Annotated in this window: 10 protein-coding genes; 9 read left to right on the plus strand and 1 reads right to left on the minus strand. The window is 53.9% G+C overall.

Going from position 1 to position 10,492, the window contains the following annotated elements; all coding sequences use genetic code 11:
* The first annotated feature begins 129 nt into the window (after positions 1–129).
* From cysM to ACHZBF_RS08650, 6 genes are all read left to right on the plus strand, one after another.
* Positions 130–1,023 carry a cysteine synthase CysM gene (cysM, locus tag ACHZBF_RS08625; RefSeq protein ID WP_029132535.1) on the plus strand — a complete coding sequence of 298 codons (894 nt, stop codon included), beginning with the start codon at positions 130–132 and terminating at the stop codon, positions 1,021–1,023.
* A complete protein-coding gene (locus ACHZBF_RS08630; protein WP_321528207.1) occupies positions 950–3,103 on the plus strand; it encodes a hypothetical protein in 2,154 nt (717 codons plus the stop codon). The genes cysM and ACHZBF_RS08630 overlap by 74 nt, the downstream gene beginning before the upstream one ends.
* 35 nt (positions 3,104–3,138) lie before the next feature.
* Positions 3,139–3,747: a YdbL family probable chaperone protein gene (locus tag ACHZBF_RS08635; RefSeq protein ID WP_029132537.1), complete on the plus strand. Its 609-nt coding sequence runs from the start codon at positions 3,139–3,141 to the stop codon at positions 3,745–3,747.
* A 101-nt stretch (positions 3,748–3,848) separates the two neighbouring features.
* The gene (gene rlmD / locus ACHZBF_RS08640; protein ID WP_321528208.1) at positions 3,849–5,180 is read left to right on the plus strand and encodes a 23S rRNA (uracil(1939)-C(5))-methyltransferase RlmD; all 1,332 of its coding nucleotides are present in this window, start codon (positions 3,849–3,851) and stop codon (positions 5,178–5,180) included.
* Between the two features lie 12 nt (positions 5,181–5,192).
* The gene (locus ACHZBF_RS08645) at positions 5,193–5,660 is read left to right on the plus strand and encodes a CYTH domain-containing protein (RefSeq protein ID WP_321528209.1); all 468 of its coding nucleotides are present in this window, start codon (positions 5,193–5,195) and stop codon (positions 5,658–5,660) included.
* The gene (locus ACHZBF_RS08650; protein ID WP_321528210.1) at positions 5,657–6,154 is read left to right on the plus strand and encodes a L,D-transpeptidase; all 498 of its coding nucleotides are present in this window, start codon (positions 5,657–5,659) and stop codon (positions 6,152–6,154) included. Before ACHZBF_RS08645 ends, ACHZBF_RS08650 begins: the two co-directional genes overlap by 4 nt.
* Before the next feature lie 12 nt (positions 6,155–6,166).
* On the opposite strand, the gene ACHZBF_RS08655 is transcribed toward ACHZBF_RS08650, so the two are convergent.
* A complete protein-coding gene (locus tag ACHZBF_RS08655) occupies positions 6,167–6,577 on the minus strand; it encodes a flagellar basal body-associated FliL family protein (protein WP_029132541.1) in 411 nt (136 codons plus the stop codon).
* A 155-nt stretch (positions 6,578–6,732) separates the two neighbouring features.
* On the opposite strand from ACHZBF_RS08655, the gene nagZ reads away from it, so the two are divergent.
* The 3 genes from nagZ (at position 6,733) to ACHZBF_RS08670 (ending at position 10,415) form a co-directional block, all read left to right on the plus strand.
* Complete coding sequence (gene nagZ, locus ACHZBF_RS08660; protein WP_321528211.1) at positions 6,733–7,779, plus strand: beta-N-acetylhexosaminidase; 1,047 nt, start codon at positions 6,733–6,735, stop codon at positions 7,777–7,779.
* Positions 7,780–7,830: 51 nt separating this feature from the next.
* On the plus strand, positions 7,831–8,577 hold the full coding sequence (locus ACHZBF_RS08665) for an S-methyl-5'-thioinosine phosphorylase (protein WP_029132543.1): 747 nt from the start codon (positions 7,831–7,833) through the stop codon (positions 8,575–8,577).
* A gap of 158 nt (positions 8,578–8,735) precedes the next feature.
* Positions 8,736–10,415, plus strand: a complete 1,680-nt coding sequence (locus tag ACHZBF_RS08670) for a prolipoprotein diacylglyceryl transferase (RefSeq protein ID WP_321528212.1) — start codon at positions 8,736–8,738, stop codon at positions 10,413–10,415.
* Positions 10,416–10,492 lie beyond the last annotated feature (77 nt).

Consider the following 10,492-nt stretch of genomic DNA (forward strand, 5'->3'; position numbering starts at 1 on the left):
TCTGTTTTGTTCTCTTGGCGTTATTGATAGACTAAATGCCGACTTGCGGCGGAAACGCCGCTGTCAGAATATATCAGTTCTATACTATAGAATGACCTCTTTTCATAGGACCCCACAGTAGCCTTCCGCATGAATTACCCAACCATTGAAGAATTTATCGGTCATACACCGCTTGTGCGTCTGCAGCGTTTACCCGGAAACACCACGAATACCGTGCTTGTTAAGCTCGAAGGGAATAATCCGGCCGGCTCAGTCAAGGATCGCCCGGCGTTGAGCATGATTCAACGCGCGGAGGAGCGGGGTGATATCCAGCCGGGGGACTCGCTGATAGAGGCGACCAGCGGCAATACCGGTATCGCGCTGGCCATGGCGGCCGCGATCAAGGGGTATCGGATGATACTGATCATGCCGGACAATCTGAGTGTTGAACGGCGAGCCTCAATGCGAGCGTATGGCGCAAAACTCATTCTGGTGACGGAAGAGGAGGGCATGGAAGGTGCGCGGGACCTTGCGCAACTGATGGAACAACGGGGTGAAGGCAAGGTTCTGGACCAGTTCTCAAATAGCGATAATCCACTCTCCCATATCGAGGGGACCGGGCCGGAAATATGGGATGAGACAGAGGGAGAGATCACCCATTTTGTCAGTGCCATGGGTACCACAGGTACAATTATGGGGGTATCGCAATATCTGAAGGGGATGAATCCATCGATACAGATTATTGGTGTTCAACCTGCAGAAGGAGCGAAGATACCCGGTATCCGGCGCTGGCCGGAGGCATATATCCCCAGGATATTTGACAAGAAACGGGTGGACCGGACGTTGGATGTGACCCAGGAGGAAGCCGAGGATGTTACCCGTCGTCTGGCCATGGAAGAGGGCATATTTGCCGGTATATCTTCCGGTGGCGCGGTGGCGGCCGCGCTCCGACTGTCGCAGGAAGTAGAGCATGCAACCATTGTGGCGATTATCTGTGACAGGGGCGATCGATATCTTTCAACGGGTGTGTTCCCGGCTGAATAACCCAGCTTACTTCTTCAACCTGGCAGGCATTTTTGGCGCACTGCTGTTAGCGCCTTTTGCGCTCACGGCCTCCGATTATTTTTCACTTTCCCTGGGCAATATCGGTGACGAGGAGTGGCAGGCCCAGGGGGTGGTGCTGCAACTTGATCTTCAGTCACCTCAGGACCGCTTTATACTTTCCGCTGACGAGATCAGACATCCGGGGTTACCGGCTCCCGTTCGAACGCTTCGTTTTGCCTGCCAGAGCGGAAAGATCGAAGATGATCGGATCAGCTGCCAGGAGGGTCTGATCGATTTCTCACTGAACGGTCAGGAACAGCGCCGTATAACATCCAGAATTGACTGGAAAATATCGTCTCAACTCATTGATATATATCTGGATAATATCACGCTGTCTGGCGGTAAATTTACTGCTGAGATGAAGCTCGACAAACAGCAGTGGCGTTTGTTGCTGAGGGGGCGTGATGTCGAGATCAACAAGCTGGAAAAACTGCATGCCGCGCTGGCAGAGCCGATCGGTTGGTTATCGCTTAATGGGCGCTTTGGTTTGTCCATGGACTTGAGTGGGAGAGGCGCCCAATTACACCGGGGCAGTACCCGTATCAATTTCACCGACGTCAATTTTTCCGATCAATCGGGAAACTATATCGGACAGGGGTTGACGGGGGAATGGCGTGGTGGGTTTTCCTTAAGCAAGGGGAGTTGGTCCGGAAAACAGCAGATGGACATCTCTGCCGGAGAAGTGCTGACACCGCTGTTTTATCTCTCGCCATCCAGCCATCCTCTGTCATTGGAAACCGCTTATCGTTATCAGACAAATAAGTCGCTGATCACCCTCGATACATTCAAATTCAGTCAGCCGGAGAGGTTGGATATCACCGGGTCAGCAGACATATCGGTTGAAAACGAAACACGGCTGGTTGCGTTGAACCTGACATCGAAAGCGGCGGATCTGGCAGCACTATTTCGTGATAATGTGCTGCCGGTACTGGCCAATCCCCAGCTTGAGGATATGGAACTGGCTGGACAATTTGCCGTGGATATCACTCATCTGGAAAACAATACCCAGCTCAGAGTCGGCCTTGAGGATGTCTATATTGAGCAGGGACTACAGGTACGGGGGGACGGCAAGGGTCAGTTTGCCCTGTATGACCTGGATGGGGAAATCAACTGGTCCAGCGGGTTAGCGAAAGAGAGCCACCTCAGTTGGCAGGGGGGGCATCTGTTCGGGGGCATCACGCTGGGTGCCACGGCAGTGGATCTGAATCTCTCCGGCGGGGCTGTTTCGCTCGTGAAACAGGCAAGCATACCGATACTGGATGGTAAATTACAGGCTGAGAAGTTTGCCCTGGAGCAGGGAGAATCGGGCCCCAAGGTCCAGTTTCAAGGCTACCTCACCCCGATCAGCATGGCCACAATCAGTAGCGCCGTCGGTTGGCCTCCGCTCGCGGGACAGCTTTCCGGAATGATTCCCGGACTCTCGTATGAAAACGGCGTTATTGCCGTGAATGGTGTGGCACTGGTAAAGATTTTTGATGGAGAGATTGTTATTCGGGACCTTAAGCTGGATGATCTGTTTGGTGCATTACCTGCGCTGAGTGCCGACCTGGAGTTGAAGGATATTGAGCTGGAAACTCTGACCCGCGCGTTCTCATTTGGTAAGATTACCGGGAAACTGGAAGGCCGCGTAGACGATCTCAGGCTGGAAGACTGGGCTCCCGTGTCGTTCAATGCGGCCTTCTACACACCGGAGGATGACGATAGCCGGCACCGCATCAACCAGAAGGCGGTGGATAATATCTCTAACCTGGGTGGATCGGGAGTTTCCGGTGCCATATCCCGGAGCTTCCTGAGGATGTTTGAAGATTTTGGATACGACCGGCTTGGTATCAGTTGTCGTCTTGAGCGTGGGGTCTGCCACATGGGCGGAATTGAAGCTGCCGACAGGGGTTACTACCTGGTCAAAGGCGGTGGATTACCCCGGATCGACATCATGGGCTTTAATCGAAAGACCGATTGGCAGGTGCTGGTAAGCAAGTTAAAACAGATCACAGAGGGCGGGGCGCCCGTAATCAAATAGTAAAAATATAGAATGGCATTTAAGGAGCTAACCCGATGAAAGTATTAAGAATAGGCAGTATGTTGGCAACCCTGTTGTTTCTTGCCGCCTGCGTTACCATCAACATCTATTTTCCCGCGGCCCAGGCAGAAGAGGCAGCTGAACGGATAGTGGACGATATCCTGGGCAAGCAAAAACAGCAGGAAGAGCAGAATAAGGACGAAAAAAAGAGCTCATCACTCAACCAGTCACTATTTCAAACCATCGCATCCGGGACGCTCGAGTTCCTGATCCCGTCGGCCCAGGCGGCTCAACCCGATTTTAATGCCAGTTCGCCGGCTATCCGCAAACTGCAAGCCAGCATGAAGAGCCGCAACAGCGCCTTGACACCACACTACAACAGCGGTGCGGTGGGATTTACCCGGGATGCCATGATCGCGGTACACGACGCCGGAGCGATCCCGCTCAAGGATCGCAACAAGGTACAGGGGCTGATCAGTAGCGAAAACAGCGACCGTAGCGCCCTTTATCGCGCGATTGCCGATGCCAATGGTCACCCCGAGTGGGAGCCTGAAATCCGTGCCACCTTTGCCCGTACCTGGGTTGAGAAAGCATCCAGGGGATGGTGGTATCAGAACGCAAGTGGCGGCTGGGTACAGAAATAACCCGCTGACTGTTATCCCGCTCTACAGAATCAACGGCAGCCGGACAGGCTGCCGTTGATATTTTACAGATAGCCTTTCCTGAATGAGGAATGTTAGGTTTCATGGGACGTTCAAGAAGACGCAAGTTGCCACAAGATCCGGTAGTAACAGGTATCGACACCCTGAGTCATGACGGCCGTGGGGTGGCACACATCGACGGCAAGGCAGTATTTATACAGGGCGCATTACCGGGGGAGTCCGTCAGCTTTCGCTATACAGGGGTGCAAAAAAAGTTTGATGAAGGTGAAGCCATTGAAATCATCACCGCTTCACCTGATCGAGTAGTACCCCAGTGCCCCCATTTTGGCCTGTGTGGTGGCTGCTCCCTTCAGCACCAATCCACGAACGCACAAATTCTCTCCAAACAGACGGCGCTCATGGATGCTTTCCAGCGCATCGGCAAGGTGATACCGGCAGCGATATTACCGCCGCTTGTCAGCAGTGACACCTTCGGCTATCGGCGAAAAGCCCGGCTTGGGGTGAAATACGTGGCCAAGAAAGGAAAGGTGCTGGTGGGGTTTCGTGAGCGGGGCTCTCCTTATGTGGCTGATCTCTCGGAGTGTCATATCCTGCATCCCCGGGTTGGACAGCTCATCACGCCCCTGAGCGAGCTGATCGGATCACTTAGCATCAGAGAGCGTGTACCCCAGATTGAAGTCGCGATGGGCGACACCCGGTGCGTGCTGGTGTTTCGCATCCTTGAGCCGCTGTCGTCTGCCGATGAGCAGGCGCTCCTGGCCTTTGGCAGGGAACGGGATATCGCCGTTTACACCCAGACCGGCGGTCCGGAAACCGTCATCCCGCTGAACGGCGAGCCGGTTGATCTGCAATATGCGCTGCCGGCGTATGACCTGAACATTCACTTTTTGCCCAACGACTTCACCCAGGTGAACAGCGCCCTGAACCGCCTGATGATTGAACGCGCACTGGAACTGCTGGCCATGGAACCGGAAGACCGAGTGCTGGATCTGTTCTGCGGACTGGGTAACTTCACTCTGCCGATTGCCAGGGGCGTGGCTGAAGTGGTTGGTGTGGAAGGGGACGCGGGACTCGTTGCCCGGGCCAGGGAGAACGCAAGGCACAACGGCATTGAAAACAGCCGCTACTATACGGCCAACCTGTATGATTCGTTGCAGAAGGAGCCCTGGCTGCGTGAGCATTTCGACAAGGCCCTGCTCGATCCGCCCCGTTCCGGCGCTGCTGAGGTGCTTGAGCATCTCCCCAGACTGGGCGTAAAACGAATTGTCTATGTCTCCTGCTACCCGGGTACCCTGGCACGGGATGCAGGGGAGCTGGTAAACCGGCATGGCTATCGGCTGGTCTCGGCGGGCGTCATGGATATGTTCCCCCATACGGCCCATGTCGAATCGATTGCGCTCTTTGAGAAACCATAGGCGGATATATAAATGGCTTTAGAAATAGAACGCAAGTATTTGGTTATAAATGATAAATGGAAAGAAAATATACTCTCTAAATCGGTATTGAAACAGGGCTACATCGCCAATCAGCCAAACGCTACCGTGCGGGTCCGGATTGCCGGTGAGGTCGCCTATCTGAATATCAAGAGCGCTACCACAGGCATAACGAGGGCGGAGTTTGAGTATCAAATCCCACTGTCGGATGCCGAACAGATACTGGAACAGGTGGCCGAGCATCCCTTTATTGATAAAACGCGATATAAGGTGCAATGGGGAAGCCATGTGTGGGATCTGGATCTGTTTGCTGGAGAGAATCAGGGATTGATCATGGCGGAGGTTGAATTAAACAGTGAAGATGAGTCGTTTGAGCTACCACCCTGGGCTGGCAAAGAGGTGTCTGGAGATCCCCGCTATTACAATGCCAGCCTGGTCAAGCATCCCTACACCCAGTGGTGAGTCGCCAGGGCCTACATATTCAGGTTGACCTGGAACGGCAGCAACTGCGCCTGCTGTCCGGGAGTGCGTGTGTCGCAACCTATTCAGTCTCAACCGCACGTAACGGCCCAGGCGAACTCCAGAGTAGCGAATGTACTCCGCGTGGTCTGCACCGCATCCGCCTGAAGATTGGGGATGGTGAACCGACTAACAGCGTATTTATTGGTCGCCGGCCCACCGGTGAAATACATACGCCTGAGCTGGCAGCCGCCAACCCGGATCGTGACTGGATCCTGACCCGAATCCTCTGGTTAACCGGACTGGAACCGGGCAGAAACCGGGGCGGCGTAGTCGATAGCCTGAGACGTTTTATCTATATCCATGGCACACCGGACAGTGAGCCGATGGGACGGGCGGCATCCCATGGATGTATCCGGATGCGTAACAGCGAACTGATCCAGCTATACGACCAGGTGTCGGTGGGAACTATCGTGGATATACGCGAGCAGTTTTGAAGTTCGATACAGCTACTGCACCAGATAAGTGGTAAAGAAAAGATCATCAATCATCTCATCGCCAACCTGCGCCTTCATGACACCCTTCAGTGATTTAAGCGCGATTTTTCGCAACTTTTCCTTGCCTTTGCTTGTGCGAATATCGGTTCCCTGTTGATCACTCAGTAATAAGATCAGTTCATGGCGCAGCGCCGGGGCATGCAGACTGATAGCGGGAAGCTTAGCTTCGTCCCGGGTCATGAGCTGCACATCACAGCGAATATATTTCGCCCTTCCTTTGACGTTGACCACAATGGAGGGAGACAGCTCGTAATAGGCCATGGTAGCGGGTGCTTTCGCATCATCAATCTCCCCGTCGGCCGCGAAAAGTATAGACGTAAACAAGACAAGTGCAGCACTCAATAGCAGGGTTGAAAAACGCATCTTTACTTCCGAATCCGTTTAATTTGTAATGCTTGATTCAGGAGTCTGCCAGACTTAACACTGAATCCACAGTGGAAAGACCGGACGGACTCCCCTCCTAATCAAGCCGCACAGTATAGCCGATTGAAAAAAATGATGATTGAGGAATTCGCTCCATGAGCCACGGCCCGCTTATGCTGGATATTCAGGGAACGGCGCTCACGGAAGATGAGCGGAAATTACTGCGTCATCCCGCCGCCGGGGGGGTAATTCTGTTCAGCAGAAATTATGAATCGCCCGACCAGATTGCTTCCCTAATTGCCGAGATACATGCCTTGCGCATACCTCCACTACTGGTTGCGGTAGACCAGGAGGGGGGCAGGGTGCAGCGATTCAAAGAGGGGTTTACCCGACTGCCACCCGCGGCCTGGTTTGGAGAGCTGAATCGGGCCAATCCGAAAAAGGCCAAGGCTATTACACAACGCATCGGCTGGTTAATGGCGGCGGAGTTGCGTGCCGTCGGGGTTGATTTCAGTTTTGCGCCGGTACTGGATCTTGACTTCGGATTCAGTAGTGTCATCGGTGATCGGGCCTTTGATGCTAAACCACTCAATGTGGCTGAAATCGCCCATGCCTGGATGATGGGCGTCCATGAAGCGGGGATGGCCGCGGTCGGTAAGCATTTCCCCGGCCATGGCGGCGTGTCCGAAGACTCCCATTGTGAATTGCCGGTAGATCGCCGCCCGATGGGCGACCTGCTGATGGAGGACCTAATCCCTTTTCAGCGCATGATCGATTATGGCCTGGATGCCATCATGCCCGCCCACGTGATCTACGAGCAGGCCGATCGGCAACTGGCCGGCTTCTCCCGGTTCTGGTTAAAGGACGTACTTCGCGATCAACTCGGTTTCCACGGTGTGATATTCAGTGATGATCTCACCATGGCCGCCGCGGAACAGGCCGGGAGTTTTGCCGAGCGGGCCAGGGTGGCGCTAGCGGCGGGGTGTGACATGGTACTGGTCTGCAATAACCCGTCAGGTGCGGCCGAAGTGTTAGAGGCGCTGGCGGACTACACCGATCCGGCGGCGCAGATGCGATTGGTGCGCATGCATGGTAGAAAGGCGCTATCCAAAGATGCCCTGCATCTTGATCCAAGATGGAAACATGCATTGGAAATTATTGCGCAGTATGAAGAGAATCCCTCTCTCGATCTGGATTTATAACTGTTTTATTACCAGTAAAACCCATTAATTAAATGTGGCAGGGTGGATACAGTGACTGACTTGGCAATAATTGGTGGTTCGGGATTCACCCGGCTTCAAGAACTTGAGATCACCCGGCGACAGGTAATTCATACCCCCTATGGAGAACCTTCGGCACCAATTACCCACGGCATATTCAAAAACCGTGAGATTGCCTTTCTGCCACGACATGGCACCGCCCATACCATACCGCCCCACAAGGTCAATTATCGTGCAAATATCTGGGCACTGAAGCATATCGGCGCCAGGCAAATTCTAGCTATTGCCGCTGTCGGCGGTATAGGTTCAGAGATGGCACCCGGTGTTATCGCCATACCAGACCAGATTATCGACTATACCTATGGCAGGGATCACACCTATTTCGAGCATGACCTGAGCCAGGTTACGCATATTGATTTCACCTATCCTTACAGTGAAAAGATACGCCAACAATTAATGATGGCGGCAAAAACCACCAATATCCCTGTTGTTGCCAACGGCGTGTATGGGGCCACCCAGGGGCCGCGCCTGGAAACCGCCATGGAGATTAACCGGATGGAGCGGGATGGCTGCACTCTGGTCGGCATGACCGGCATGCCGGAAACAGCACTGGCCCGGGAACTGGGACTGGACTATGCCTGTTGCGCCGTGGTGGCGAACTGGGCGGCGGGAAAAGGAGACGGTCCGATTTCGATGAAAGAGATCGAAGAGCATATCGGTCGAGGTATGGAGCAAATTATTGCCTTGATAGAAGCGCTGGTTGAATCACTGGAAAAGTAAAATTCCGCCAACGCCCAATCATCCCTCTATATCCTCATAAAGATATCCAATGTCTGAGCGCCCGGTTAGAACTGCTAGGATTGATCCAGCACATAGAATCTATTGCCCGCAAACGATAGGCTTTCGGGATGAAGTGGAACAACTCAGGAGTAGAGAATATGGCCGAGGATGATCTGAACGAGGCACCAAAGGAAGCTACCGGGGAAACGGTAACAGACAAGGATACGCCGCCAGTTAAGAAAAAGGCCGCAAGGAAAAAGACACCTCAAGCCAAAACTGCCGCCAAGAAAAAAGTCAGCGTAAAGAAAAAGGCCGCGCCAAAGAAAAAAGCGGCCAGAAAAAGCGGCATCGCGGCCAGTATGGAGAAAGACGCAAGCAGTTCATCGCCGGCAACAGTGCCGGAGTCACCACAACCCGTTGCGGTATCTGCTCAAGAAACACCACCCGAAGATATGGCTGACACAGTGAATCCTGATTCGGATCCGGTGACCGAAGCATCAGTCAATGCAACTGATCAGGTTTCTGATAAGACAACAGAAGTGACTGCCGAAATAGCTGCCGCTGCCCCGAAGTCGGGAGAAAAGCAGCAGAAAGATACCTCACCGCGGAATGAAAATGTTCAGAAACGATTAGAGGAGATGGGACTCATGCCTTCTGATTCAGCTGAAAAACAGACACCCCCGCCAGCCAAAAACACCGGGAGCGGCCTCGGATTTTGGCAAAAGTCATTTATCTGGACCATTGTCATCGTAGCCGGATTACTTTACCTACGCACGCTCACCAACAATGGCGATGGAACTGGCGATGAGACCGCACTGCGCGACGCTGAAATGAACAAGACGGAACAGGTCGCAACCACAGACAACTCATCAACCGATACAACGCAAACCGGTAATCCGGTAACAGCCACCGATCAACCGGATGCAAAAGATGCGGCAATGGTAGAAGCAGCAAAGGATGGTTCTGATTCGGCGCCCGCCAATCAAACCTCCAGTGACAATGCATCGGCTATCGTGACAGCCACTACCACCGCGGAAACAGCCGATGCCGAAGTACAGGACAACAAACCCACGGAAGTAGCGGCCCCCATCTCCGCAACGGATCCGGCAGAAGAGGATCAGCAAGCTGCCACCACAACCGTGGAAACAGCCGATGCCGAAGTACAGGACAACAAACCTACCGAAGTAGCGGCTCCCATCTCTGCAACGGATCCGGCAGAAGGGGATCAGCAAGCTGCCACCACAACGCCCCCCGCGCCTGCCCCGGTATCACAGTCCGCAGACGACGAAACAGGGCAAATATCAGTGGGTGAGGGCAGTGAACAACAGCCGGTAGCGATGACTGGATCAACAGACAGCGACACCAGCCCACAGGCTGAAGAAACTGCCGTTGTGGCGGAAAACAACAGCGCGCTTGCTGGATCAGCAGACTCAGAGAGTCAGGCGCCACCGACAAGCGTTGCCGGCCCAGTGGAAGATCAACAGCCTTCGCCAGGCATGGCATCAGGATACAGTCGTCCTGGAGTAGCCCCGATGTGGACCAATCCCCAGCGGCCCATGCCCAATCGTATTGAAGCAACTCAATCACCCGCACCTGCGGCTGCTACGCCAGGGATAGATCAGGGTCAGACTGGGAATTCGGCAAATAACATGCAACAAGCGCCAACCACAATGGGCCGACGTTATCCGTTACCCTATCAACGTGGCTTCATTACACCCGGATATCCCTGGGGCTTTAACCCTCAGGTAGCACCTTATTACTGGCCTTACCCGCCACGTCCGCCGGTCTATGGACCCGCGGTGAGATATCCCTACCACTATCCGCAAATGCCCAGATAGAGCAGGCATAGCAGACACACACTTCCGCCACCTCGCCAGAGTCGCGAGGTGGCGGCCCCCATTTGATGTATCTGTGT

It is taken from the genome of Sedimenticola selenatireducens (assembly GCF_963675335.2).
GTDB classification, from domain to species: domain Bacteria; phylum Pseudomonadota; class Gammaproteobacteria; order Chromatiales; family Chromatiaceae; genus Sedimenticola; species Sedimenticola selenatireducens.

Bases quoted from the DNA above. Each gene is read 5' to 3' on its own strand.
- ACHZBF_RS08655 (WP_029132541.1), bottom strand. From the start codon at position 6,577: ATGCGTTTTTCAACCCTGCTATTGAGTGCTGCACTTGTCTTGTTTACG.
- ACHZBF_RS08630 (WP_321528207.1), top strand. From the start codon at position 950: ATGCAACCATTGTGGCGATTATCTGTGACAGGGGCGATCGATATCTTT.
- rlmD (WP_321528208.1), top strand. From the start codon at position 3,849: ATGGGACGTTCAAGAAGACGCAAGTTGCCACAAGATCCGGTAGTAACA.
- cysM (WP_029132535.1), top strand. From the start codon at position 130: ATGAATTACCCAACCATTGAAGAATTTATCGGTCATACACCGCTTGTG.
- nagZ (WP_321528211.1), top strand. From the start codon at position 6,733: ATGAGCCACGGCCCGCTTATGCTGGATATTCAGGGAACGGCGCTCACG.
- ACHZBF_RS08645 (WP_321528209.1), top strand. From the start codon at position 5,193: ATGGCTTTAGAAATAGAACGCAAGTATTTGGTTATAAATGATAAATGG.
- ACHZBF_RS08635 (WP_029132537.1), top strand. From the start codon at position 3,139: ATGAAAGTATTAAGAATAGGCAGTATGTTGGCAACCCTGTTGTTTCTT.
- ACHZBF_RS08670 (WP_321528212.1), top strand. From the start codon at position 8,736: ATGGCCGAGGATGATCTGAACGAGGCACCAAAGGAAGCTACCGGGGAA.